The organism is Reyranella sp., assembly GCF_017305915.1.
Taxonomy (GTDB): Bacteria; Pseudomonadota; Alphaproteobacteria; order Reyranellales; family Reyranellaceae; genus Reyranella.
Window position 1 is genome coordinate 284,478 of sequence record NZ_JAFKJN010000005.1, and the last position, 26,192, is coordinate 310,669.

Genomic DNA, 26,192 nt, shown 5'->3' on the forward strand with positions numbered 1-26,192 from the left:
AAGCGGATGACGTCAAGCAGGAAGGTGCACATCGTGGGCGGCGGCCTCGCAGGCAGCGAGGCGGCGTGGCAACTCGCGTCCGCCGGCGTGCCCGTGGTGCTGCACGAGATGCGGCCGGTGCGCGGCACCGAGGCGCATGTCACCGACTCTCTGGCCGAGCTGGTCTGCTCCAACTCCTTCCGCTCGGACGATGCGCAGAACAACGCGGTCGGCCTGCTGCACGAGGAGATGCGGCGCGCGGGCTCGCTGATCATGCGCGCGGCCGACACGCACAAGCTGCCGGCCGGCGGTGCGCTCGCGGTCGACAGGCACGGCTTCTCCGCCGCGGTGCAGGCGGCGCTGCTCGCCCATCCGCTGGTGACGCTCGAGCGCGCGGAAGTGGCGGGGCTGCCGCCGGCCGAGTGGGAAATCACCATCATCGCCACCGGTCCCCTCACCTCGCCGGCGCTCGCCGAGGCGATCGCCAGGCTGACCGGCCAGGAGTCGCTCGCCTTCTTCGACGCGATCGCGCCGATCGTGCATCACGAGAGCATCGACCAGACGATCGCCTGGAAGCAGTCGCGCTACGACAAGGCGGGTCCAGGCGGCGGCGGTGCCGACTACATCAATTGCCCGCTCGACAAGGAGCAGTACGAGGCCTTCGTCGCGGGCCTGCTGGCCGGCGACAAGACCGAGTTCAAGGAGTGGGAGGCGAGCACGCCCTACTTCCAGGGCTGCCAGCCGATCGAGGTAATCGCCTCGACCGGGCCGCAGAGCCTGCGCTTCGGGCCGATGAAGCCGGTCGGCCTGCGCGATCCGCGCACCGGCCGGCGGCCGTGGGCGGTCGTGCAGCTGCGCCAGGACAATGCGCTCGGCACGCTGTGGAACATCGTGGGCTTCCAGACCAAGCTGAAGCATGGCGAGCAGGTGCGTCTGTTCCGCACCATCCCCGGCCTGCACAACGCCGAGTTCGCGCGGCTGGGCGGCCTGCACCGCAACACCTTCCTCAACAGCCCGCGGCTGCTCGATTCAACGCTGCGGCTGAAGGCGCGCCCCAGCCTGCGCTTCGCCGGCCAGATCACCGGCTGCGAGGGCTATGTCGAAAGCGCCGCCGTCGGCCTGCTGACCGGCCGCTTCGCCTCGGCCGAGCTGCGCGGCGAGACGCCGAGCGTGCCGCCGGTCACGACCGCGATGGGTGCGCTGCTCAACCACATCACCGGCGGCGCCGATGCGACGACCTTCCAGCCGATGAACGTGAACTTCGGGCTGTTCCCGCCGATCGAGGGCACGTTGCGCGGCAAGGAACGCAAGCAGGCGCTGGCGGCGCGGGCACTGAGCGATTTCGATCGCTGGTTGGCGCCGCCGCGGCTCGCCGCAGAGTAGCTGCTGCAACATTTCGTAACGACTCGACACGGTCGGTAACCAAACGTGTTTTAACGCCGGCCCCGGGATGGGTGGAGAATGCGGGGCATGAACAGCCCCTCCATCATCCTCCCCCGCAAGCTCGAGAGCGTCTCGCTGCAGATGGAAATCTACGGCGAGATCCGACGCCTCCTCACGCCCTATCTGGCCGAGGGCCGACCGATCGCCGGCGACACCGTGATCTGCGACGGCACCACGGTCGATTCGCTCACCGTCATGGACATGATGGTCGAGCTGGAAGACCGCTTCGACATCGCCATCCCGATGAAGCAGGTCGTCGAGATCCGCACCGTGAACCAGCTCGCCGACACGATATCGAGGCTGGTCATAAGATAAGCTTGCGCGTACCTCGGCGGGCGCATGCTACCTAACCCGGCATGAGTCCTGCCGAACGCCGGCAAATGATGCTGACGGGGCCGATCGTGCCCACCATCCTGACCCTGGCCGCCCCCAACGTGCTGAACGTGGCGATGCAGAGCCTGGTCAGCATCTCCGACAGCTGGTTCGTCGCCCAACTGGGCCTCGTCGATCTAGCGGCGCTGGCGCTGGTTTTCCCGACCCAGATGGCGCTCGGCCAGATGTCGGCCGGGGCGATGGGCGGCGGCATCTCCTCCTCGGTCGCGCGGGCGCTGGGCGCCGGCAACCGCGCCGCAGCGGAAGCGGCGGCGGCGCACGCGCTGGTGATCGCGCTCGGCATGGCGGCGCTGTTCGCGATCGTGCTGGTCGGCTTCGGGCGGCCGATCTACGGCGCGCTGGGCGGCAGCGGCGGCGCGCTCGACCGTGCGGTGGCCTTCTCGACCGTACTCTTCCTCGGCTGCTTCGCCCCCTGGATCGCCAACACGCTCGCCTCGGTGCTGCGCGGCACCGGCGACATGAGGACTCCCGGCTACGCGCTGGTCGCGACGGCGGCGCTGCAGATCCCGTTGAGCGGCGCGCTGACGCTGGGCTGGCTCGGCCTGCCGAAGCTCGGCATCGCGGGTCCCGCCGCCGCGGCCGTGACGTCGTTCACGCTGGCGGCGCTGTGGATGCTGATGCGTCTCGTCGGCCCGCACGCGGCATTGCGCCTGCACTGGCCGAAGGACGGATTCCGCTGGGCCTCGTTCCGCGACATCCTGAAGGTCGGGCTGGTCGCCTGCCTGGTGGTGATCCTGACCAACGGCACCGTGCTGCTGGTGACCGGCCTGATCGGGCGGGCCGGCGACGCGGCGATCGCGGGCTACGGCATCGGCAGCCGGCTGGAATACATGCTGGTGCCGATCAGCTTCGGCATCGGCGCCACGCTGACCGCGCTGGTCGGCACCAACATCGGCGCCCGGCAGCATGAGCGCGCCCAGCGCGTGGCCTGGAGCGGCGCGCTGATGGCGGGCGCCATCGCAGCGACCATCGGCATCGTGGTGGCGATCCAGCCCGACCTGTGGCTCGGCCTGTTCACCCGCCATCCCGATGCGCTGGCCTCGGGCCGCACCTACCTGCACATAGTGGGACCCGTCTACGGCTTCTTCGGCCTGGCCATGGCGCTCTATTTCGCGAGCCAGGGCACCGGCGAGATGGTCTGGCCGGTGATGGCCAACCTCTGCCGCATCCTGATCGCGGTCTGCGGCAGCCTGTTCGCGCTGGACGTCATGGGCTGGGGCCTGCACGGGCTGTTCGTGTTCGTCGCTTTGGGCATCGTCTCCTTCTCGGCCGTGCTAGCCTTCTCGACCACACGACCCGCCTGGAGAGGAACGTCATGACCACCGGATTGCAGCTGCGCTCCCTGATCAAGAAGAGCGGCGAGCTCGAACTGTCGCTCGCGACTGTCGAGGTGCCCGAGCCCGGCCCCGACCAGGTCGTGGTCAAGGTCGAGGCGACGCCGATCAATCCCTCCGATCTCGGCCTGCTGCTCGGCCCCGCCGACATGGCCGCCGCGACCACCTCCGGCAGCGGCGCGTCGCTCAAGGTCACCGCCAAGGTGTCGCCGCAGGCCCTGCCTTTCCTCGCGGCGCGGCTCGACCAGTCGATGCCGGTCGGCAACGAGGGCGCCGGCACGGTGATCAAGGCCGGCGCCTCCGACGAGGCGCAGGCGCTGATGGGCAAGACCGTGTCGATGGTCGGCGGCTCGATGTACGCGCAGTACCGCGTGCTGAAGGCGCGCGACTGCCAGCCGCTGCCGGCCGGCACGACGGCGGCCGAGGGCGCGTCGTGGTTCGTCAACCCGCTGACCGCGCTCGGCATGACCGAGACCATGAAGCGCGAAGGCCACAAGGCGCTGGTGCACACCGCCGCCGCATCGAACCTCGGCCAGATGCTGAACAAGATCTGCAACGAGGACGGCATCGGCCTGGTCAACATCGTGCGCAGTGCTGCACAGGCCAAGATCCTGAAGGACATCGGCGCCAGGCATGTCGTCGATTCGACCACGGCCTCGTTCCAGGACGATCTCGTCCAGGCGCTGGTCGAGACCGGCGCCACCATCGCCTTCGACGCGATCGGCGGCGGCAAGCTCGCCAGCCAGATCCTGACCGCGATGGAGATCGCGCTGAACAAGACCGCCAAGGAGTACAGCCGCTACGGCTCGATCACGCACAAGCAGGTCTATATCTACGGCAGCCTCAACACCGGCGCGGTCGAGCTGACGCGCAACTACGGCATGGCCTGGAGTGTCGGCGGCTGGCTGCTGACGCCGTTCCTGCAGAAGATCGGCCGCCCCGACCAGACACGCCTGCGCGAGCGGGTGGTGAAGTCGCTGAAGACGACCTTCGCCAGCCACTACACCAGGACGATCTCGCTGCCCGAGGTGCTCGATCCCGCCAACATCGCGATCTACAACAAGCGCGCGACCGGCGAGAAGTTCCTGATCAACCCGAATAAGGCCTGATACAGTCGGGCTCTTCGGGGGCCGACATGAAGAAATTCCTGATGATCTTCGGCGCGATCGCTTTGGTAGGCGTGATCGCGATTGCCGGTGTCCTCGGCTGGGCCGCGTATCGGGGTTCGGCGCTGGACAAGGAAAGCAAAGCTTTCGTCGACAGCGCCGTGCCTGCCATTGCCGCCAACTAGAACAGACAGGCATTGCTCGACCGTGCCGCGCCGGAGCTCCGGACCAAAGCCACCCCGGAGCAGCTCGCGCTGGTATTCGACACTTTGGCCAAGCTCGGCCCCATGGTCGCGTACGAGGGTGCCAAGGGTGACGCCACGATGAGCTATGGCACCGGCGCGGGCGCCGAAGTCTCCGCCAGGTATGTCGCCACTGCCCGCTTCCAGAACGGCAACGCGACCTTCCAGATCGTCCTGATCAAACGCGACGGGAGCTGGACGATTCTGAGCTTCCATGCCGACCCCGTCCCAGCTGGCGGCACGGCGAAGCGTATCTGAGGACTGACCATGACCGATCCCGGCTACAGTCTGCGCGGCCGCACGCCTTACCTGCCGATCCACAAGCGGCCGAAGCTCGTCCTGCCCGGCAACGCACGCGTCGCGGTATGGACGATCGTCAACGTCGAGAACTGGAGCCCGTTGGGCGCCATGCCGCGCACCGTGCTGCCGCCCCCGATGGGCCAGCCGCTGCTGCCCGACGTGCCCAACTGGGCGTGGCACGAATATGGCATGCGGGTCGGCTTCTGGCGCTTCGTCGAGGTGCTGGGCGCGCGCAAGCTCAAGGCGACGTTCGCGCTGAACGGCACGGCGGTCGAGCTCTACCGCGAGGCCTGCCAGGCGGCGCTCGAGGCGGGCTGGGACTTCATGGGCCACGGCTTCGTGCAGCGGCCGATGCACCGCGTCGACGACCAGCGCGCCGCCATCGCCGCCACCGTCGCCGCCATCAAGGGCTTCACCGGCAAGCTGCCGCGCGGCTGGGAATCGCCGGGTCTCATGGAGACCGACGAGACGCTCGACCTGCTGGCGGAGGCCGGCATCGAGTATGTCGCCGATTGGGTGCTCGATGAGCAGCCGGTGCCGCTCGAGACGCGCGCCGGCACGGTGGTCTCGGTACCCTACACGGTCGAGGTCAACGACGTGGTGATCAGCGCGGTCGAGAAGCAGCCCTCGGAGGAGATCTTCCGCCGCGGCCGCGACCAGTTCGACCGCCTGTACCTCGACGGCGCCACGGCGCCGCGGGTGATGGCGATCTCCATCCACCCCTACCTCACCGGCGTGCCACACCGGATCAAGTACCTCGAGATGCTGTACGACTACATCCTCGGCCGCGACGGCGTGGTGATGTGGACCGGCGCCGAGATCCTCGACTGGTATCGAGCGCAGGTCCCTGCCCCATAGGGAGTCAGGTGAGAAAGCGCTTGAAGCCTGTGTAGATCATGCCCGCGGCCGTCACCAGCGATGCGGCAAAGCGGGCGATCCTCTCCCATCGCTCCATGTGCTGCTCGAGCGGCTTCCCGGTGCGTTGCACGTTGGCCGCCATGAAGACGGCCAGCAGCCCGACTTGCCCACCCGGTACCGCCCTGGCCGCCAGCAGCGCACCCAGAATGTAGGCGAGCGCCATGCTCAAGCCGTACTCGACCAGCTCACGCTGCTCGACCGCTTGCTGCGGCCACACGGGGTTGCGGTAGGCTGCGTACATCACCAGCGACATGCCGAGCGCAGCGGCAAAGGCCACGAGGCAGGCGAACCCGCCGATCACGCGCCAGCGCGCGGGTCCTCCGGTCTGCAGCGCGTAACCGAAGATCATGGGCAGGATTGCGGTGGCGATCCGTAGATAGATCAGGTTCTCGTCGAGCACGACCACCAGCAGGAAGTGGACGGCGACGAGCAGCGCCACCGGCAGCAGCACGTAGGGCGTCATCAGCCGGCGGAGGTCCACGACGGGGATCGTCGGCGACGACCAGCCGTGCCGGGCGGCCTCGGCCTGCAGCGCCGCGATCTCGGCCTCGAGCGCCTCGACCTTGGCCTGCAGCGCCTGGTTCTGTTCCATGACAGGCCGCGGGATCGAGATGTCGCGCCGGCACGTCCGGCAGACCACCGCCTCCTCGGCTACGGCCTCTCCGCAAAACGGGCACTTCATGCGAGGCTCGCCCCGCTCACTCTGTTCACGGGCCAACGGTCAGCGTGACCGTGGAGAGGCCGACATGGCCCCGCGAATCGGTGAGCTCGATCACCATCACGTGCTGGCCGGATGGCGCCTCGGCGACCGGCATGTCGATGCCCGAAGCAGTCATGTACTTCTTCACCCGTGGCGTCAGGTCGACGATCGGCTCCTTGAGATAAAGCACGCGCGTCGAAGCCGGATCGATCGTCGTGCCGCCATGGGGCACGAACTTGATCCCGAATTGCAGCGGCGAGGTCACGCGGCCGCTGCGCGAGGGCGGCAACAGCTCGGCCTCGGGCGCTCGCGACAGCGCGCGTGTTTCGCCGACCGCAGTCTTGGATGGGGGAAGCGCTGCTTCCCGCGCCGTTATCAACACTTCCGCCCCGGCCGAGTTGCCCAAGAGGCAACCGCAGAGAACCAAGATAGATGCAAGGACGCGACGCACGTCTTCCGCCACGATAGATTGAGTTCGCCTATTCAACCATTATTGAAAACCCAAGCCAACCGAAAGGAGGCCCGCGCGGGCCCCTGCATCAATGAGACGTTCGTCGATCCTCCTGCTCGCTGTCCTCGTGCTCGCCCTCCTCGGAAGGCCGGGGGAGCCGGCGCGGGCCCAGGCGCCGGCCGGTTCCCTGCCGGAGAGCGCACTGGTCGACGCGCTGTCCAGGGGCGACACGGCAGAGGGACTGAAGCTCGCCATCCGAATGGTCGAGGAGCGGCAGGTCACGGCCGGTGACGGCTCACCGCAGCTCATGCCCGCCTTGCGCTGGCGCGGCTACTTCAAGGCGCTGGGCGGCGATGTTGCAGGCGCCGCCGCCGACTTCACCCAGTCCTTCGCGCTCGGCGAGAAATTCCTCGGCGCCAATGCGCATCGCCTCACCGATGCGGCGCTCGCCGCCATCCTGACCTATCTCGAAACCGACCGTGACCTGATGCTGTCGCTGCTCGCCGACCGCCCCGACGACCAGAAGCTCGCGTTGGCGGCTCTCGGCATGTCGCGTGCCGAGAAGGGCCGCCTGATGGAGTTGATGCGGGCCAACATCCAGCGCACCCGCCTCAATGCCAAGGGACCGTACAAGCTGCAGGAAAGCCGTCAGCTTGTGGCCGACATGGCCGAGGCGCGTGCCGAGTACGAGCGCATCCTGTTCGCTGCCGCGCAGCCCTTCGACGCCGCCACGATCGCCCAGTTGCAGGCCCTCGAGCAAAGGATCACTGCCGGCCAGCAGGCGATGAACGACCTCTTCGGCTTCATGGCCTTCTTGGCCGACGTCAACGAGGTCCGCTACAAACCCGAGCTGCTCGCGGACGCTGGGCGGCCGCCGATCGGCTCGTGGACGATCGACTACGCCACCTTCCGCCGCTACCGGTTCGGCAAGCCCGGCGCCAAGCCGGCCGCCGTGGCGCCGGCGTGGGAGTATCTGGGCTTCCTGTCGCGCTCGGATGGCCGCGTCGCGGTCGCCGCGCTGGGCCCGGCGGCCGAGATCGATCCGTTCGTGCTTCGCCTCCTGAATGCGGCCGCCAATCCCCTGAGCGACTACCTGCCGCTGGCGCGGCAGGGCTACAATCACCTCGTCGCCCCGCTCCTCGCGCGATCGAGGGAGGTGGCGTTCGCCGATCCGGGCGCGGCCCAGCTCGACCGGTCGATCATCAATCGCTTCGTGCGGATCTTTCCCGACGGCAACCTGAACCTTGTGGCCTTCGCCGCCTTGAATGACGGCACGTCGTTCCTGGTCGACCAGTACGATATCGGCTACGCGGCCTCGGCCTTGCAGCTCGGCATGTTCGCGCCGATGGCGCTGAAGCCCGGTTTCGACGTCGATGTCTATGCCGATCCGGACTTCCGCCTGTCGGCGCCCGCTGGGGGAGCGCAGGAAAGCAACCTGTCGCTGCTGAACCGGCGGCCGATCCGGCCCCTGCCGGGGACCCTCGCCGAGGCCAGCGCGATCGGCAGCGTCATCCCGCGCGCCAGTATCGTCTCGGGCGCGCAGGCGACGCGCCGGCTGCTCCTCGAGAAGCCGGCGCCGGGCGTCCTGCATGTCGCCACCCACGGCATCTTCTTCGACGACACCGAGCCCGCGGCCGGCGGCGTCGGCGGGGAGATGCCGGGATCGGCGCCGGCGCTCTGGCTCGCGCCGATGGTCGAGACCGGCCTGGTGCTGGCCGGCAGCCCCGACGATTCGATGGGCGGCATCGTGACCGCGCTCGACGTCCTGGGGCTCGATCTCTCGCCGACCCAGCTCGTGGTCCTGTCGGCTTGTGAGACGGCGCGCGGCGCGGTGCGGCCGGGCGATTCGGTCTACGGCCTGCGCTACGCCTTTCATGCGGCAGGAGCCGAGACGGTTGTCGCCAGTCTGTGGAAGGTGCCCGACGACGCCACCAAGTCGCTGATGGCGCGGTACTATGCCAACCTGCTGGGGGGTAACAGACGGCTCGGCGCCATGACCGAGGCCATGCGACAGACAAAGAAGACGCTGGCCCATCCGGCCTTCTGGGCGGCGTTCACGGTGTCAGGGGCAGGTGGCCTGCTGCGCGGCTCGAAAGACGGCGCGCTTCCCGAGATCAGAATGCGGCGCTGACGGGTTCGTATTCCGCAGAGTGTGGATAAGTGCTCGCGCCCGATCTTCATTATGGGCAATGGACCGCGAATCGAGGAGCCAAAATCAGGCCGCGAATCCTATTCCAATGCCCATATTAGCTGTTCGGGCCGGCATCGTGCAGTGTGGCGCGCATGACGATGCCCGCCCCAGCACTCCATAGCCTCTCGCCGGCCGCTCGTTGCGGTTGCGCTGGCTCGTGCGCGCGAGGGACGGGTGGATTTGTGCCCCCGGAGAGGGGGTGCGGGCAGAGTGGCAGGACAGGCCGAAAATGCCGGCCCGCCTGCACCAAACGACTGCCACGCCGCGTGGCAGGAGGCGGCAGTTCCGGCACTTGTCGCGAGTTGGCGCAGTTAGCGCTAGGCGCTACCCCCTCCTTGCGCTTACCTACAGGTACTTCGCCGGCCGGATGATGGCGCGCCACATGTGCGCGACCGGGCTGTTGTCGTAGCCCAGGCCCTGGCTCGGCTGCTTGAAGTTGCGACCGATGATGTCGGTGAACTCTTCGAGCACGGGATGCAGGTTGGGGTCGAACGAGTAGATGTCGTTCAGCGTGATCTGGCGGCCGGACATGTACCACTTGTGCGCCCGCATCCGCTTGTAGTCCTCCTCGACGTAAGGGTCGGGCACGTAGTCGGCGCCCATCCACTCGGTGTAGTTCTTGGGATACTCGTAGCCGACCGCCGGATCGGGATAGAAGCGCAGCACCTGGTGGGCGCGGATCGCCCAGGTCACTTCCTCGTCGACATAGGGCTCGACCAGCTGGGCGCCCCAGTAGCCGTGGTCGCCGCGGATGAAGCCGACCACCGAGATGTCGTGCAGCAGGCAGGCCAGGATCATGTTCTCCGGCAGGCCGTTCTTGCGGGCGTGATGGGCGCTCTGCAGCAGGTGCATCGACGGCCCGAAGCGCAGCTTGAAGAAGTCGACCAGCGTCGGCTTCTCCGGCATCGCCGGCAGGCGCGGATCGTCGACCATCGACACGCGCCCGTTCGGCTTGCCCTTGAGCAGCGCGCCGGCGCTCGGCGGCGGGTCCATCGTGCCCTCGGCGTACATGTGCAGCCGCGACTTGATGAAGACGGTGTCGAGCTCGCGCGCCATCCGGGCCTCGTGCTCGTCGGCGCGCTGCGACAGGGTCGCAAAATCGTTCATGGCTTCCTCCGCTGGCTTCTGGCTTGGGGGCCTTGCCCTCAGCCTAGCACAGGGCGGAGAATCCGACATGGTGTTCGAGGAAACACATTGGGAGGCGCTGAGGCGGGACGGCTACACGATCGTCTCGGGCGCGATCGCCGCGGGGCCGCTCCGCGCGGCGCAGGAGGCCGCAGATCGGCTGAATGCCGCATTCCCAGACGGCTGGGAGCGTTCGAAGAATGAATCCTGGCGCGAGATCCGCTATTGCCGCGAGCCGGCCTTCATGGCGCTGGTCGCCGATGTGCTCGATCCGCTGACCCTGGAGATCCTCGAGAGCGCGCCGCCGGTCGACTACGTGCAGCTCGCCGCGACCTTCCCCGGCTTCGCGACCAAGGGCCGTGTCGGCCGCAACTTCCATATCGACGGCGGCCAGCAGGAAGCGCTGGGCGTGTTCAACGTGCTGCTGGGCGTCGCGCTGACGGACGTTGCCTCGGACACCGCCGGCAGCTTCCACGTGCTGCCCGGCAGTCATGAGCAGTTCGCCGCGCTGTTCAAGCAGCAACCGACGGACGCTCCCGTCCATTGGGGCGAGGTCAAGCTCAGCGGCCAGAGGCAGTTCCTGCGCGCGCCCATGACGGTGCCGCGTCTAGAAGCCGGCGACATCGTCGTCGCGCACAGCTTCCTGGCCCACGGCACGTCGGCGAATACAACCGATGCCCGGCGCGATATGTTCTTTCAGCGCCGCGCCGCCCAGCCGTTGTGGGATCCGGCCCGCCAAGCCAGCGCGCGCGAAGCGTTCATGCGTAACCCCTGGATGTTCTTCCGCCGCCCCTGAGGTGATCGATGCTGCGCCGCCGAACCTTCCAGCGCCTGGCCGCTTCCGTGCTCGCGACGCCGATGATCGCGGGCCGCAGCCGGGCGCAAAGCTGGTCGGCGCAACCCGTGCGCATGATGGTCGGCTATGCCGCGGGCCAGTCGATCGACATCCTGGCCCGGCTGGTCGCGCAGTCGCTGTCGGAGCAGTTCTCCCAGCAGTTCATCGTCGAGAACAAACCGGGCGCCGGCGGCAACATCGCCGCCGAGGGCGTCGCGCGCGCCACGCCGGACGGCCATACGCTGCTGGTGATCGGCGCCAACAACCCGATCAACACGACGCTGTACGACAAGCTCGCCTTCGACCTGCTGCGCGACGTCGCGCCGGTCGCCGGCATCTACCGCGTCTACCAGGTGATGGTGGTCAATCCGTCGTTCCCGGCCAGAACCGGCGCGGCGTTCATCGCCTACGCCAAGGCCCATCCTGGCAAGATCAACTACGGCTCGGCCGGCACCGGCTCGGTGGCGCATGTCAGCGGCGAGCTGTTCAAGATGATGGCCGGCGTCGACATGCAGCACGTGCCCTATCGCGGCGCGCCGCTGGCGCTGGCCGACCTGCTGGGCGGCCAGGTGCAGGTGATGTTCGACAACCTGCCGTCGTCGATCGACCATGTCCGCAACGGCCGCCTGCGGGCCTTGGGCGTGTCGACGCCGCAGCCGCTCGAGCTGCTACCCGATGTGCCGCCGATCGCGACGTTCGTGCCGGGCTACGAGACCTCGGCCTTCGCCGGCCTCGGCGCGCCCGCGAGCACGCCGCGCGAGATCGTCGACAAGCTCGGCAAGGGCGTCGCCACCGCGTTGGCCGACGCCAAGATCAAGGCGAAGATCCTCGATCTCGGCGGCGTGCCGATGACGATGACGCCGCCCGAGTTCGGCAGGTTCCTCGCCGAAGAGACCGAGAAGTGGGGCAAGGTGATCCGCGCCGCCAACATCAAGCCGACTTAGCCTTCCTCCCCCGTCATCGGGGGAGGATCGAGGTGGGGGAAAGCGACGCGACGGGTTTGGGGCCTTCCCCCTCCCTGCCTCCCCCGTATGACGGGGGAGGTGAATGATTACGTGCGCTTGAAGCCTTCGAGCTCCATCGCCGCCCAGTCGGAGACCTTCTGGATCGAATCGCCCTTGAAGTGGCGGACGATCATCTGCGCCTGGATCGCCTGCGCCCAGATCTGGGCGGCGATCAGCGGCGGCGCCGGCGAACAGACGACGCCCGCCTTCTGGTCGCCGCCCTTGATCGGGTAGTGCGACAGCGCGCCCTTGGGCGGCCCCTCTTCCTCCCAGGTCTTGAAGTCGGTGAACTTCGGATAGGGCGGGATGTCGTAGCCCTGGCTCGCCGCGACCTGCTTCTCGGCGGCTTGCCGGCTCGCCAGGAACGCGAGCAGGCTCTTGGCCGCCGGCTTGTTCTTGGAGAAATTCCAGACGCCGTAGAAGCGCGGCAGGATCGGGTTGAACCGGCCGGCCGGCCCTTTCGGGAAGCCGCCGAACCAGCACTTCTCGGCGACCTGCGGCGCGTCGCGCTTGGCGACCGCCCAGGCCGACGGCGGATTGAAGATCAGCGAACCGTTGCCCGAGATCAGCCACTTGTTGTTCGAGGCGTCGTCCCAGGCCTGCGCGTCGGGCGTGCAGAAGCCGGCGATCTTCTTGCCGTATTCCAGCACCTGTTTGACCGCATCGCTCTTCACCGTGATATCGCCCTTGGCATTCATCAGCTCGGCGCCGTAGGCGAGGAACAGCGCCCCGACCCACTGGTTGGTGTCGGTGGTGTTGCCGAGCGGCAGGCCGAAGCCGTGCCCGGCCTTCTGGGTCTTCTCGGCCGCGACCAGGAAGGCATCCCAGGTCCAGCTCGCGTCGTTGGGCGGCTTGCCGGCGGGATAGAGCGCCTGGTAGTCGACGCCGGCATACTCCTTGAGCATGTCGAAGCGCACGGTGCAGCCGAGCAGCAGCGTTCCGCGCGTCATCGGTACGCCGAGCCAATGGCCCTGGTACTTGCCGAGATATTCCACGGCCGGATCGATCGGTCCGTTCTGGGCGACGACCTGCTGGACCACGTCGTCATGGTTGTCGAGCGCCTGGTTGAACTGCGCCGATTCCCAGTTGGTGAACTCCATGATGTCGTGGCCGGAGCGCGCCTGCGCCTCGACCGACAGCGTGAGCAGCAGCTTGTTGCCCTGGCTGGTGATGAAGTCGACCTTGACGTCGACCTTCTCCTTCGCTGACCATTCCTTGATGAGGGCTTCCTGGACATCGTTGGCGCCGGGCACCCAGTGGTCCCACAACCCGATGGTCAGACTCCCAGCTGCATTGGCGCTGCGCACGAACGGCGCAGCGAGGCCGAGGGCAGCGCCTCCGGCCACGACTCCACGACGAGACAGTTTTGATGGCGGCATAGAACGTCCTCCCTGTTAAGGAACGCTTGCGCACGCGACTGACGCTTACGGATTTTTGGTCGTTTCGTAGGGATCCGGTCGTCGGCGGAACGACGGCGAACGCGGGCCCCGGACGCTGTTACGCACTTACGCTGTACAACAGCGCCCGCACCCTAGCGCTTACGCCGGGGGCGCGCCACTGCAGGGGCGCGTCATATCGTTCCGGCTATCGCCCGATTGAGGAGGCCGCAGTCAGGCGGCCTGCCGCCGGCAGAGGCAGGAGGCGCGCACCGGCATGTCGGCGCGGGCCTGGGCCAGGTCGAGCCGCGCCTTGATCGCCGGCGCCTCGATCGTGTCGCCGCGCCGGATGAGGCATTCGTGCAGGCCGTGCAGGCTCCAGACATTGTCGAGGTTGTGCCGCGCCCGGCTGATCTTGAGATCGAGCCCGAGATCGGCGCGGTAGACCGCCTCGGCCTCGGCCAGGCGGTTCTGCTCCAGCAGCAGCGCCCCCAGCGCATGCCGCGCCGGCTGCATCCAGCCCCACGGCTCGTCGTAGGCCAGGCTGTCCTGCAGCTCGACCGAACGGCGCAGATGGGCGAACGCCACGTCGAAGTTGCCGCGCCGGTACTCGAGCTCGCCGTCCAGCATCGCCGCGGCGATGTCGAGCAGGTCGACGACCTTGTTGTTGTGCAGCAGGCGCGTATCGGGCACCCGCGCCTTGGCCTCGAGGAAAGCCGCGCGCGCCTTCACCGCCTCGGGGATCTCGCCCAGCACTGAATGGGCCAGCCCCTTGGCGTAAAGCATCATCGCCGTGGTGGCGCAGTAGAGGTCGCGGTCTGCCGGCAGCTCCTGGGCGGTAATCTCGCGCCATTTGCCGAACCGCACCAGCACGTGCTGCTTCATGCCGAGATAGGCCTCGGTGAAGTCGGCCATCGGCGGCGACGGGATGCGCAGCAGCGCCTCGGGCGTGGTGTCGATCAGCTCCTGCGCCGCCGCCATTGCGGGCGCGAACTGGCCGAGGAACATCGCGCCGTAGACCACGAAGTGATGATTGTGGCTGCGATAGAGCGTGTAGAAGTTCATCGCGCCTTCGCGCGCGAGATACTTGCGGTCGGCCGCGATCGCCTTCTGGTTATAGACGACGACGTTGTGATAGTGGCCGCACAGGATGTCGATGTGGGTCGGCATATGGATGAGATGCCCGGAGTCGGGCATCAGATCGCGCAGCCGGTCGCCCTGGCGCAGCGCGCGCTGCGGGAACGGCGACATCTCCATCAGATGGACATAGAGGTGCAGCAGGCCGGGATGGTCCCACGACGCCGGACGATTGGCGAACAGGCCCTCGAGCAGGCCGACCACTTCCTTGGTGCCGGCGCCCTCGGCGGCATCGCTCGCGTCGACGTCCCACATCTTCCAGGGCGTCTCGTTCATGATGGCGTCGGCCAGCGCGCAACCGATGTCGAGGTCGCTCGAGAAGGTGCCGAACACCTTGCGCATCTCGGCGGTGAAGGCCTTGTCCCACGGCCGCTGGTCCTCGATCGGATCGCGCTGCGGGTAGCGCGCCTTCAGCGCCTCGATCAGCGCCCGCTCGGGTGGCATGGCGCGATCGGCCACGGCAAGTGCCGCCTTCATGGCGTCATACGATGCACCCAGCGCCTGCGCCTTGCCCTGCGGATCGTAGAGGTACCAGGGCAGATTGTAGTTGGGTCCGGCGGCATAGGAGACGCCCCAGTGCGCCATCGGACACTCGGGGTCGTGCTCGAGCGCCTTGCCGAAGCACTTGATCGCCTCGGCATGGTTGAAGCCGTACAGCCAGTTCAGGCCGCGGTCGAACCAGACCTGCGCTTCGGGCGACGTCGTCGTGATGCGACGCGAATAGGCCCCCAGATCGTAGTAGTCGGTCATCGGTCTTCTCCCTGGTCCGTGCCAGCCGACTCTAGCGGGAAGCCGATTGCGTTGCGATGCGCATCTGCCTACGGTTGGTCCCCGTGATGCCGCGTAAGCCGACGCCAGCGGACGGGTCCGCCTTCGATTCCCTCAAATGGCGCTGTATCGGCCCGCCGCGCGGCGGCCGAGTGGTCGCGGTCTCGGGCGATCCGGTGAACCGGATGGTCTTCTATCTCGGCGCCTGCGCCGGCGGCATCTGGAAGACCGAGGATGGCGGCGTGTTCTGGCGCTGCGTATCGGACGGCTTCATGGGCAGCTCGGCGGTCGGCTCGATCGCGGTGGCGCCCAGCGATCCCAACGTGATCTATGCCGGCACCGGCGAGACGGCGATCCGCCTCGACGTCTCCTACGGCGACGGGATCTACAAATCGAGCGACGCCGGCCGCAGCTGGAGCCATAGCGGGCTGAAGAACAGCAAGTTCATCGGCCGCGTCGTCATCCACCCGACCAACCCCGACCTCGTCTACGCCGCGGTGCTGGGCGACATCTTCGGGCCGAACGACGAGCGCGGCGTCTATCGCTCGAAGGACGGCGGCAAGAGCTGGCAGCGCGTCCTCTTCCGCAACGACGTCTCGGGCGCGATCGACCTCACCATGGATCGCACCAACCCGCGGCTGCTGTTCGCCTCGATCTGGGAAGCCAAGCGCAATTTCTGGAACATATCGAGCGGCGGGCCGGGCAGCGGCCTGTTCCGCAGCACCGACGGCGGCGACACCTGGGAGGAGATCACCAGGAAGCCCGGCCTGCCCGAGGGCATGCTGGGCAAGATCGGCGTGTCGATCTCGCCGGCGAAGCAGGGCCGCGTCTGGGCGCTGATCGAAGCCGAAGGCGACAAGACCGGCCTCTACCGCTCTGACGATTTCGGCATGCGCTGGACCATGGTCTCACCCGACCGCGACCTGATGCACCGGCCCTGGTACTACACCCACGTCTTCGCCGACACGCAGCACCCCGACACCGTCTACGTGACCAACCTGCAGATGTGGAAGTCGACCGACGGCGGCATGAGCTTCGCCGAGGTCTCGACCCGCCACGGCGACAACCACGATCTCTGGATTGATCCCAACGACAACACGCGCATGATCGAGGGCAACGACGGCGGCGCGCACGTCTCGTTCAATTCCGGCGGCTCGTGGTCGACGATCTACAATCAGAAGACCGCCCAGTTCTACCGCATCGACATCGACAACCAGTATCCCTACCGCGTCTACGGCACGCAGCAGGACAACACCTCGATCTCGGTGCCGAGCGCGTCGGAATGGGGCGTGATCACGCTGGCCGACTGCTCCTATCCCGGCACCGGCGAATCGGGCTTCATCGCCGTCGATCCGCGCGACCACAACGTGGTCTATGTCGGCGCCATCGGCTCCTCGCCCGGCGGCGCCGGTGCCTTGCAGCGCTACGACCATCGCACGCGCCAGATCCAGCTGGTGAATGTCTGGCCGGAGGAGTCGACCGGCATCGCGCCCAGGGATCTGAAATACCGCTTCGCCTGGACCTTCCCGATCGTGTTCTCGCCGCACGATCCGCAGACGCTCTATGCCGGCGGCAACTGCGTGTTCCGCACCAGCGATCAGGGTATGAGCTGGCAGCGCATCTCGCCGGACCTCAGCCTCAACGACCGCGCCCGCCAGGGCGCCTCGGGCGGCCAGATCACCCGCGAGAGCGCCGGCGCCGAGGTCCATGCGACCTGCGCCTCGGTCGTCGAATCGCCGCATCGCAGGGGCGAGATCTGGGCGTCGACCGATGACGGCCTGGTCCATGTGACGCGCGACGACGGCAAGCGCTGGACTGACGTCACGCCCAAGGGCATGCCCGAGCTCGCCTATGTCGGCTGCGTCGAGGTCTCGGCGCACGATCCGGACACGGTCTACGTCGCCGCCACGCGCTACAAGCTCGCCGACTACAAGCCCTACCTGTTCAAGAGCACCAACGGCGGCAAGAGCTGGACTGCGATCAACGGCAACCTGCCGAAGGACGAGATCACCCGCGTGGTGCGCGCCGATCCGGTGGCCAAAGGCCTGCTGTTCGTCGGCACCGAGACCGGCATCCATTTCAGCCTCGACCACGGCGCCACCTGGCAGCGCATGACCGGCCTGCCCAACACGCCGGTCTATGACCTGAAGCTCAAGGACGCCGACCTGGTCGCGGCGACGCACGGCCGCTCGTTCTGGATCCTGGACGATGTCAGCGCCCTGCGTGCCCTATCATCCGCAAAGGGGGCCGACGGCCGCCGGACGACGCGGCTGGTCGCGCCGCGCACCACCACCCGCACCAAGCTGCACTGGAGCGCCGGCGCTAACGTGCGCACCGGCATCGCCTACGGCCCCGCCTTCGGCATCGACGGCAGCACGGTGATGGTCGAGCGGCCCGACGGCACGCGGGTGCGCGAGCATCTCGATGTCGGCGAGAACCCGCCCAACGGCGCGATCGTCTGGTACTGGCTGGCGCAGGAGGCGAAGGACGGCGTCACGCTGACCTTCCGCGATTCGGCCGGGCGCAAGATCGCCACCTTCTCGAGCACCGAGAAGGATGCCCCGCCGGCGCGCAAGCCCGACACCAAGGCGGGCCTCAACCGCTTCGTCTGGGACATGCGCTATCCCGGCCCGAGCAAGATCGACTATTCGCTCGCCCCGGCGCGGCCCAAGCCGCTGGTGCCCGATCCCGACAATCCGCCCGGCCCGACCGTGGTGCCCGGCAGCTACGGCGTCGATCTCGCGGTCGCCGGCAAGACCCAGTCGGTGAAGTTCACCGTGGTCAAGGACCCGCGGCTCTCGACCACGACGGCCGACTACGCGGCGCAGTTCGCCTTGCACAAGGAGCTGGTGGCGTCGCTCAGCAAGCTCAAGGAGGCGCTCAACCGGCTGCGCCGCATGAAGCGGCGGCTGGCCGAGGTCGCCGAGCGCACGGAGAAGTCAGAACGCGCCCTGCGCAACCGCGCCAACGCCCTCGTCGGCAAGCTCGACACCATCGAGCAGGTGATGGTCGACCCGCAGCGCAAGTCGGTGCGCGACGTGCTGCGCAACCCGGCCGGCCTCAACGACACGCTGTTCGACATGATCGCCATGACCACCACGGCCGACGCCGCGCCGACCGAGCAGACCCGCGAGGTCTCGCGCGAGGTCATGGCCAAGGTCGACAGCGAGGTCGCGAAGTTCGAGGCGCTGGTGGCCGGCGACATCGCCCAGCTCGACAAGGCGCTCGCCAAGGCCCGCGTGCGCCACATCACGGTAGCCTGAAGGGGGAGAATCATGGACTTCATCGAGCGACTCTTCGGCCTCTCGCCCGACAACGGCGACGGCTCGACCGAGATCCTGTGGCTGGTCGTGCTGGCGATCGTGATCGCGGCCTTCGTGTACTGGCGCCGCCGGAGCGCCGGCCTCCGCCATCGCCAATAGTGCGGGCGTTCACCGGCTACTGTTGCGGCGCGAGCACACGATCGAGCTCGCGCAGCAGTTTGCCGTAGTGCTCAAAGTCGCCGGAGGCATAGGCCTTGCGCATCTCCTCGAAGATCGCCCGGGCCTGGACGATCTGGCTGCCTGATGCCGACGCGGCGGCGGCGGCCGGCGCTACCGGCGGCTCGCCGACCAACAGGGCCTGCACCTCCTTCAGGCTCGGCGCCCATTCGATCCGCTCATCGTCCGGAAAGAGTTGCGCCATGACTACGCGGGTCAAGGTAGGAATCCTGGTCTGCTCGGCCTCGATGTAGATCGGCTCGATCGCAATGATCTGCTCCCCGACCAGAGGCAGAACGATCAGGTTGCCGCGGATCACCCGCGAGCCGCGCTGGTCCCACAAGGTGAGATTAGCGGAGAAGCGCGCGTCGGAGTTGATGCGCGACTCGACCTGGGCGGGGCCGTCGACGAAGCGGCCCTTGGGGAAGCTGAAGGCAACCATCTTGCCGTACTTGGCTCCGTCGCAGAGGCCGGCGAGCCAGCCGGCCATCTGGTTCTTGCCGTAAACCGCCATCGGCAGCATGAGCATGAACTCCGGGCGCTCCGCGCCCGGCAGCTTGGCCATCACGTAGTACGGCGCCATCTCGATCTCGCGGTCGCGATGGAGCTGGCGCGGCACCTGCCAGCGGTCCTCGCGGTTGTAGAATGTGGTCGGGTTGGTCATGTGATAGGTGCCGTAGATTTCGGCTTGCACGACGAACTGGTCCTCGGGATAGCGGATATGGCGACGCAGGTTTTCCGGCATGGCGGAGCCGTCGCGAAACAGGTCTGGCAGCATGCGGCGCCAGGCGCGAATGATCGGATCGCTGTCGTCGAACACATAGAAGGCTACGGAGCCGTTGTATGCGTCGACAACCGCCTTGACCGAGTTGCGCAGGTAATTATGGCCGTAGAACTCGGTCCTCGACCCCTCGTAGGCCTCGCTGTAGGGATGATTTGACGAGCTCGTGTAGGCGTCGACGATGAACGAGTAGTGGTCGCCGTCGGCGACGATGTACGGATCGCGGTCGAAGCTCAGGAAAGGCGCGAGCTGCCGCACGCGGTCGACGACATTGCGCCGGAAGAGCACACGGCTCTGCGGCGTGAAGTAGCCCGAGATGAAGAGATGCAGGCCGTCGAACTCGTGCGCCACCACCAGCTTGCGCCAGAAGCTCGACACCGCCACTCCGCCCGTGCCGCGATACTCGGTCTCGACATTGGCGTCGCCTTTGGGATGGTCGAACTCCTTCTCCGTGGTGTGCACGTAGACGCGATCGCGCGCCAGCCGACCGTAGTAGATTTGCCCCTGGCTGACGGCGAGGCTGCCCTTGGCCTCGATCGGGATATCGTACGCCCATGTCACCGGATTGCCGCGGGCTCCGACCTCGCCGACGGGCGCTGCAACGACGCCGTAGCCATGCGTGTATTTCAGCGCCAGATTGACCCAGACTTGGGCCGCCGCCGGCAGCCGCGCGACGTCAAGCTCACGTGCGGTCAGCATCACCTGCCGCTCGGCGCCGTCGATGACGTATCGATCGATGTCCACCTTGGAGAACAGATAGTAGGGACGCAGTCCCTGGATCTGCTGGAGCTGCGGCTCCAGTGCGCGCCAGTCCCAGATGCGCGCGTCCCGCAGGGTCGCCGCATTGGCCTCGAGATCGGCCGACTTCAGCGGCCTGGTGGAGACGGCGAATTCTCGCTCTTCCAGCGTCGGTGCCTCGATATTGAAGGCGCGGCGCGTGCCCGCGATGCTGCGCACCAGATACGGCTGCTCCAGAGTGATCTGGTTGGGTTGGACGTAGACCCGCTCGACCGCACCGGGCGTCATGCCGGCCACGAGGGCGACCGACATGAGTGCGCCCGCAGCGCCTGCCCAGCGCGCTGGCGTTGCGAGAAGCCAGGCGCAGATCTTCGCCGACAGGGCTGCCGCCGCGAACAGCAGCGCAGCCACGAGCCAGCAGCCGATGATCACGCCGTAGACCGGGATCCAGTACTCGACGTCGACGTAGGAAGCGCCGGCCACGACCTCCGAATGGCCGTCGATCACCAGGTGATAGCGGCCGAGCACGCGGCCGGCGACACCGGCGAGGCAGAACAGGGCCGCAAGCATTGCGCCCTGGCGCAGCCAGCGGAGCGGGAAAGGACCGCGAAAGCGCAGGGGATTGGTGCCGGTCACCCAGATCGCATGACCTCTCGCCGGCGACGCCAGGGGGGCAAAGCCGAGCGGCGAAGACGGCGGCGCCTGGTACATCATCAGCCCCCAGCCTCCCCAGACGAAGAGCGCAACGAGCAGCACGACGTAAGCGAAGCCAACCAGGCGATCGTATAGCGCCAGCTCCAGCAGATAGAAGGAGAGGTCCTTACCGAATACGGGGTCGACTGAGCCCGACGGCGTGGCCCCGAGGAACGCGAGGACCGGCATCCACAACGAGGTGGCCCCCAAAGCGACGATCGCGGCGAACAGGAATCCCACCAGCCACGGTGCACTGCGCGGCAAGCCGGGTATGTCCCGCGCCAGCAGCCGAAGGTTGGCCCCGGCGAACAAGCCTATGACGACGAATACCGCGATGAAGATGCCGATGCGCACCCCGAGGCCCAGCCAGTAGCGGTATTGTTGGCCGAGCTCCCTGAACCAATAGTTTTGCAGCGAGATGTCGAAGGCGACCTCGAGCAGGATGATCGCCAGCACGACGGCGCCGATCCGCAGCAGGTCGCGATAGATGCGATGCAGCGTCAGGCTCTGGCCGGGCACCAGTCGCGACAACGCCATCGCCAGCGGCACGGCCGTCACGACGATCGCGAGCAGGTAGGCGGATGTGAACATCGGGCCTGTCTCAAGCCCTGTAGTGAACGCCGCAATTCTCCGACCTGCGTCGACATGAATCAACCGACGAAGGCAGCCAGGCCGCCGATTCAGAAGCGCGGCGGGCCGGAATTCTGGTCCCAGTCGGGGTCGCTGCTGGGGTTGATCGGCGGATCGGTCGCCAGCAGGCCCTTGCCCGGGATGTGGTTGATCTCGAGCCGGATGCCGTCGGGGTCCTCGAACACGAAGAAGTAGTAGCCGGGCGCCCAGTCGCCCTCGAGCGGCCCGCGATCGATGCGGCCGCCGAGGCTCTTCACCTTCGCCGCCGCCTTGTCGACATCCTCGCGGCTGCGGGCGCGCAGGCAGAGATGGTGCAGGCCGATGCGGTTCTGCTCGAAGCGCCGGCCCTCGTGCTCGGGCGCGCAGCGCTGGATGCCGACCGCGGTGCGGCCGCCTACGTGATAGAGGAAGTTGTTGCCGTCGTAAACCTTCTTCAGGCCGAGGAACGGCAGCAGCCCGCCGTAGAAGGCGTGCGCCTTGTCCCAGCTGCTGACCGTCAGGATCACGTGCGCCATGCCGTTGACTTCGATCATTTTTCGTCCTCCCGCGAATTCACATCATCTGACATTCTTCGCGCGGGATTTCTAAATAATTTGGCTAATCCCCCCTCGAGGGAATGTACTCTGCCCTGCCTTTAGGGAGGGCGACGGAGGCCGATGGGTGCGGGACTGGACGCAATGACACGCGACGCGCTGGAGCGCGAGCTCGCCCTCGCGCGCGCCGAACGCGACCAGGCGCTGGAGCAGCAGGCGGCGCTTGCCGAGGTGCTGCGCGCGATCAATGCCTCTTCCGCTGATTTCCGGCCCGTGTTCGACCTGATCATCGGCAAGGCGATGGCGCTTTGCGACGCTGCATTCGGCACGCTGCTGAGCTACGAGAACGATCGCCTGTCGATGCTCGCGCAACTCAACGGCCCCGCCCCGCTCGTCGCGTTCTGGCAGACCCCCCAACCGCCTCATCCGGGCAGCACCACGGCCCGCGCTCTTGCAGCCGGCAAATCTGCCCAGACGCTCGACCTCGCCCGGTCCGAGTCCTATCTCGTGGAGCGCCTGCCGATGACGGTAGCGAGCGTCGAGCTCGGCGGCATTCGTACCATCCTGCAGGTGCCGCTGATGAGCGAGGCCGAGCCGATCGGCGTGTTCATTCTCTACCGCCAGGAGGTGCGGCCGTTCACGGAGGCGCAGATCGCCTTGGTCGAGGCGTTCGCCGGCCACGCGGCGCTCACAATGGGCAACGCCCGCCTTATGTCCGAGCAGCGCGAGGCGCTCGAGCAGCAGACCGCGACAGCCGATATCCTGCGCGTGATTTCGCAATCGCCGACCGACATCGCGCCGGTCATGACGGCCGTGGCCAAGGCGGCGGTGGGCTTCTGCGGCGCCGAGGACGCCCACGTCTTCCTGCGAGATGGCGACGAGATGGTGTCGAGCGCCCACGAGGGGCCGCTATCCGCCCACCCGCTCGGCTACCGCGACGCGCTGGACGCCCGCAATACGGCACGGGCGCAGACCATCGTCGAGGCGCGTATCACCCACATTCCCGACACGCTGGCTCCGAATGCGGAGGCGGCCTACCGGTCGATCCGGGAAAATTCGATCCAGCACGGCTTCCGCGCCCAGCTCAACGCGCCGATGCTGAAGGACGGCCGGGCGATCGGTTGCATCTGCCTACGCCGCCGCGACGCCGGCGCCTTCACGTCGCGCCAGATCGCCTTGCTCGAAACCTTCGCCGCCCAGGCGGCAATCGCGATCGAGAACGTCCGTCTGTTCACCGAGCTGCGCGAGGCGCTCGAGCGGCAGACGGCGACCGCCGAGGTTCTGCAGGTCATCAACACCTCGCCCGGCAGCCTCGAGCCCGTGTTCGGTGCCATGCTCGAGAAGGCGATGCATCTTTGCGAGGCGGCCTTTGGGATTTTCGGCCGCTTCGACGGACAGCTCTTCGAGCCCGCGGCCGACCTCGGGGTGCCGGCGGAGCTGATCGCGACGACGCGGCAAATCCAGTCGCCGCCGCCCAATTCGGGCCTGGGCCGTCTCGCGGCCGGGGAGTCGGTCGTGCAGCTGGTCGATCTCGCCAACACCGACGTCTACCGTTCGGGGTTCGTGGGCGCGACAGCGCTGGTCGATATCGGCGGCGCGAAGACCGCTATCTTCGTGGCCCTGCGCAAGGACGGCCGGCTCATCGGCGTCATCGTCATGTACCGCCGCGAAGTGCGCGCCTTCAGCGACAAGCAGGTGGCGCTCCTGCAGGACTTCGCAGCGCAAGCCGTCATCGCCATGGAGAACGCGCGCCTCCTGACCGAGCAGCGCGAGGCGCTGGAACAGCAGACCGCAACGGCCGAGATCCTGCGCGCCATCTCGCAGTCACCGACCGACGTGCAGCCTGTGCTCGACGTGGTCGTCAAGGCCGCCCAGCGCTTCTGCGGCGCCACCGATGCGGTGATCACGCTGCGCCAAGGCAATCACTACATGCACACGGCGCACGAGGGAAATCTGACGGCCGCGTTGGGCGTGGCCCGGCCGCTCGACCGTACCAACTCGATCGGCCGCGCCATCCTCGACGGTAGCACCATTCATCTGCCGGACATGGACATGCTGGATCCCGCCGAATGGGGTGCCGCACGCGAGCTGGCAGCCACGCATGGCTTCAAGGCAGCGATCGCGACGCCGATGATGCGCGAAGGTGTGGCGATCGGTGGCGTGCTGCTGCGCAAGCCCGAGCCCGGGCCGTTTGCCGCCCGCCAGATTGCGCTCCTCGAGGCGTTCGCGGCCCAGGCAGTGATCGCCCTCTCGAATGTCCGGCTGTTCACGGAGCTGCGGGAATCGCTCGACTACCAGACGGCGACCAGCGAGGTGCTGGAGGTGATCAGCCGCTCGACCTCCGACCTCACGCCGGTTCTGAACGCCATCCTGGCGGCGGCGGCGCGCCTGTTCGGCGTCGAGAAAGGCGATGTCAGCATCCGGCGCGACGGGCAGATACGCTACGCCGCCTCGATCGGCACCTCGCCCGCCGAGGATGCCTGGTTGCGCACGCGCATCATCGCCCCCGACCGGTCGACCTGCGCCGGCCGCGCGATGGTCACGCAGCAGGCCGTCCATGTCCTCGACCAGAGCGCCGATCCCGAGCTCGCGGTGCCGCGCCAGATCTCCGCCCACCAGACGGTGCTGTCGGTACCGCTGCTGCGCGAGGGCGAGGTGATCGGCGTCATCACCGTGCTGCGCGACCACGTCGAGGCCTTCACCGACCGCCAGATCGCGCTGATCAAGACGTTCGCCGACCAGGCGGTGATCGCGATCGAGAACGCCCGTCTGCTGGGTGAGCTGCGCGAGCGCCAAAGCGAGCTACGCGTCACCTTCGACAACATGGGCGACGCTGTCGTGATGTTCGACGCTCACCGGCGGCTCGCCGCCTGGAACCGCAACTTCCAGGAAATGCTAGACGTATCCGATGCCTTCCTGGCGGAGCGGCCTACGCTCGACGACTACGTTCGCCTGCTGATCGAGCGCGGTGAGGTCGGTCCGGTCGTCGATGTCGAAGCCGAGATGGCCCGCTTCCGCGCCCGGTTCGACCAGCAATGGTCGGCCGAGCGGACGCGGCCCAACGGCCGTATCCTCGAGGTGCGCAACAACCCCGTGCCAGACGGCGGCGCCGTGCTGATCTACGGCGACGTTACCGAGCGCAAGAAGGCCGAGGCCAATATCCGCGCCGCGCGCGATGCGGCAGAAGCGGCGTTGCTGCAGCTCAAGGCGGCGCAGGCTAACCTGGTGCAGTCGGAGAAGATGGCCTCGCTCGGCCAGCTCACCGCCGGTATCGCCCATGAGATCAAGAACCCGCTGAACTTCGTCAACAACTTCGCGAGCCTCTCGGTCGAGCTGCTCGACGAGCTGAAGGAGATCGCCGGGCCCGCGCTGGAGACGCTCGACCAGGACAAGCGCGCCGAGCTCGGCGAGACGATGGGCCTGCTGACCGGCAACCTCGGCAAGATCGCCGAGCACGGCAAGCGCGCCGACGGCATCGTCAGGAGCATGCTGTCGCATTCGCGCGGCGGCTCAGGCGACTGGCAGGCGTCCGACATCAACGCGCTGGTCGAGGAGGCGCTGAACCTCGCCTATCACGGCGCGCGGGCCCAGGATAAGGAGTTCAACGTCACCCTGGAGCGCGACTTCGAGGCGGCGGGCAAGCCGATCGAGGTCGTGCCACAGGACGTCACGCGCGTGTTCCTCAACCTGTTCGGCAACGGCTTCTACGCCGCCAACAAGCGCCGCCTCGCCAGGGAGGCGGGGTTCCGCCCGGCGATCAAGGTCTCGACGCGCGATCTCGGCGACCGGGTCGAGGTCAGGGTACGCGACAACGGCATCGGCATCCCGGCCGAGGTGCGCGACAAGCTGTTCCAGCCGTTCTTCACCACCAAGCCGACCGGCGAAGGCACCGGTCTGGGCCTGTCGATCAGCTACGACATCGTCACGCAGCAGCATGGCGGCTCGATCGAGGTCGAAAGCGAGGTCGGCAGGTTCACCGAATTCACCGTGCGATTGCCGCGTATTCCTCGGGTCGCTTCAGCAAAGAGAGCGTAGT

Annotated in this window: 20 protein-coding genes; 13 read left to right on the forward strand and 7 right to left on the reverse strand. The window is 67.5% G+C overall.

What is annotated here, in order from left to right:
• Positions 1-6: 6 nt before the first annotated feature.
• The 7 genes from trmFO (at position 7) to J0J01_RS01475 (ending at position 5,655) form a co-directional block, all read left to right on the forward strand.
• Positions 7-1,362, forward strand: coding sequence for a methylenetetrahydrofolate--tRNA-(uracil(54)-C(5))-methyltransferase (FADH(2)-oxidizing) TrmFO (gene trmFO, locus J0J01_RS01445; protein WP_296378350.1), 1,356 nt, complete (start codon positions 7-9; stop codon positions 1,360-1,362).
• A gap of 87 nt (positions 1,363-1,449) precedes the next feature.
• The gene (locus J0J01_RS01450) at positions 1,450-1,737 is read left to right on the forward strand and encodes an acyl carrier protein (protein WP_296378351.1); all 288 of its coding nucleotides are present in this window, start codon (positions 1,450-1,452) and stop codon (positions 1,735-1,737) included.
• 41 nt (positions 1,738-1,778) lie between these two features.
• Positions 1,779-3,134: an MATE family efflux transporter gene (locus J0J01_RS01455; protein WP_296378352.1), complete on the forward strand. Its 1,356-nt coding sequence runs from the start codon at positions 1,779-1,781 to the stop codon at positions 3,132-3,134.
• Positions 3,131-4,258: a zinc-binding dehydrogenase gene (locus J0J01_RS01460; RefSeq protein ID WP_296378353.1), complete on the forward strand. Its 1,128-nt coding sequence runs from the start codon at positions 3,131-3,133 to the stop codon at positions 4,256-4,258. The genes J0J01_RS01455 and J0J01_RS01460 overlap by 4 nt, the downstream gene beginning before the upstream one ends.
• A gap of 26 nt (positions 4,259-4,284) precedes the next feature.
• The gene (locus tag J0J01_RS01465; RefSeq protein ID WP_296378354.1) at positions 4,285-4,440 is read left to right on the forward strand and encodes a hypothetical protein; all 156 of its coding nucleotides are present in this window, start codon (positions 4,285-4,287) and stop codon (positions 4,438-4,440) included.
• A gap of 12 nt (positions 4,441-4,452) precedes the next feature.
• The gene (locus J0J01_RS01470) at positions 4,453-4,755 is read left to right on the forward strand and encodes a hypothetical protein (protein ID WP_296378355.1); all 303 of its coding nucleotides are present in this window, start codon (positions 4,453-4,455) and stop codon (positions 4,753-4,755) included.
• Positions 4,756-4,764: 9 nt separating this feature from the next.
• A complete protein-coding gene (locus J0J01_RS01475; protein ID WP_296378356.1) occupies positions 4,765-5,655 on the forward strand; it encodes a polysaccharide deacetylase family protein in 891 nt (296 codons plus the stop codon).
• Between the two features lie 4 nt (positions 5,656-5,659).
• Here the strand turns inward: J0J01_RS01475 and J0J01_RS01480 are convergent, their stop codons facing one another.
• Together J0J01_RS01480 and J0J01_RS01485 are read right to left on the reverse strand one after the other, a co-directional pair.
• Positions 5,660-6,307 (reverse strand): FlxA-like family protein, encoded by a 648-nt coding sequence (locus J0J01_RS01480; protein WP_296378357.1) that lies wholly within the window; start codon positions 6,305-6,307, stop codon positions 5,660-5,662.
• Between the two features lie 115 nt (positions 6,308-6,422).
• A complete protein-coding gene (locus J0J01_RS01485) occupies positions 6,423-6,821 on the reverse strand; it encodes a hypothetical protein (protein ID WP_296378358.1) in 399 nt (132 codons plus the stop codon).
• A gap of 136 nt (positions 6,822-6,957) precedes the next feature.
• On the opposite strand from J0J01_RS01485, the gene J0J01_RS01490 reads away from it, so the two are divergent.
• Positions 6,958-8,997, forward strand: a complete 2,040-nt coding sequence (locus J0J01_RS01490) for a CHAT domain-containing protein (protein ID WP_296378359.1) — start codon at positions 6,958-6,960, stop codon at positions 8,995-8,997.
• 405 nt (positions 8,998-9,402) lie between these two features.
• Here the strand turns inward: J0J01_RS01490 and J0J01_RS01495 are convergent, their stop codons facing one another.
• Positions 9,403-10,164: a hypothetical protein gene (locus J0J01_RS01495; protein ID WP_296378361.1), complete on the reverse strand. Its 762-nt coding sequence runs from the start codon at positions 10,162-10,164 to the stop codon at positions 9,403-9,405.
• Between the two features lie 67 nt (positions 10,165-10,231).
• Between J0J01_RS01495 and J0J01_RS01500 the strand changes: the two genes are divergently transcribed.
• Positions 10,232-10,978 (forward strand): phytanoyl-CoA dioxygenase family protein, encoded by a 747-nt coding sequence (locus tag J0J01_RS01500; RefSeq protein WP_296378362.1) that lies wholly within the window; start codon positions 10,232-10,234, stop codon positions 10,976-10,978.
• 8 nt (positions 10,979-10,986) lie between these two features.
• Complete coding sequence (locus J0J01_RS01505) at positions 10,987-11,961, forward strand: tripartite tricarboxylate transporter substrate binding protein (protein WP_296378363.1); 975 nt, start codon at positions 10,987-10,989, stop codon at positions 11,959-11,961.
• Positions 11,962-12,068: 107 nt separating this feature from the next.
• Here J0J01_RS01505 and J0J01_RS01510 read toward each other — a convergent pair whose 3' ends face one another.
• Together J0J01_RS01510 and J0J01_RS01515 are read right to left on the reverse strand one after the other, a co-directional pair.
• On the reverse strand, positions 12,069-13,367 hold the full coding sequence (locus tag J0J01_RS01510; protein WP_296378364.1) for an extracellular solute-binding protein: 1,299 nt from the start codon (positions 13,365-13,367) through the stop codon (positions 12,069-12,071).
• A gap of 264 nt (positions 13,368-13,631) precedes the next feature.
• Complete coding sequence (locus tag J0J01_RS01515) at positions 13,632-15,284, reverse strand: tetratricopeptide repeat protein (protein ID WP_296378365.1); 1,653 nt, start codon at positions 15,282-15,284, stop codon at positions 13,632-13,634.
• A gap of 86 nt (positions 15,285-15,370) precedes the next feature.
• Here J0J01_RS01515 and J0J01_RS01520 point away from each other — a divergent pair, with 86 nt between their 5' ends.
• Together J0J01_RS01520 and J0J01_RS01525 are read left to right on the forward strand one after the other, a co-directional pair.
• Positions 15,371-18,565, forward strand: a complete 3,195-nt coding sequence (locus J0J01_RS01520) for a hypothetical protein (RefSeq protein ID WP_296378472.1) — start codon at positions 15,371-15,373, stop codon at positions 18,563-18,565.
• A 12-nt stretch (positions 18,566-18,577) separates the two neighbouring features.
• Positions 18,578-18,724, forward strand: coding sequence for a hypothetical protein (locus tag J0J01_RS01525; RefSeq protein WP_296378366.1), 147 nt, complete (start codon positions 18,578-18,580; stop codon positions 18,722-18,724).
• A 16-nt stretch (positions 18,725-18,740) separates the two neighbouring features.
• Here J0J01_RS01525 and J0J01_RS01530 read toward each other — a convergent pair whose 3' ends face one another.
• On the reverse strand, positions 18,741-21,584 hold the full coding sequence (locus tag J0J01_RS01530) for a UPF0182 family protein (RefSeq protein WP_296378367.1): 2,844 nt from the start codon (positions 21,582-21,584) through the stop codon (positions 18,741-18,743).
• 89 nt (positions 21,585-21,673) lie between these two features.
• Positions 21,674-22,156, reverse strand: a complete 483-nt coding sequence (locus tag J0J01_RS01535) for a VOC family protein (protein WP_296378368.1) — start codon at positions 22,154-22,156, stop codon at positions 21,674-21,676.
• Between the two features lie 144 nt (positions 22,157-22,300).
• On the opposite strand from J0J01_RS01535, the gene J0J01_RS01540 reads away from it, so the two are divergent.
• Complete coding sequence (locus J0J01_RS01540) at positions 22,301-26,191, forward strand: GAF domain-containing protein (protein ID WP_296378369.1); 3,891 nt, start codon at positions 22,301-22,303, stop codon at positions 26,189-26,191.
• Position 26,192 lies beyond the last annotated feature (1 nt).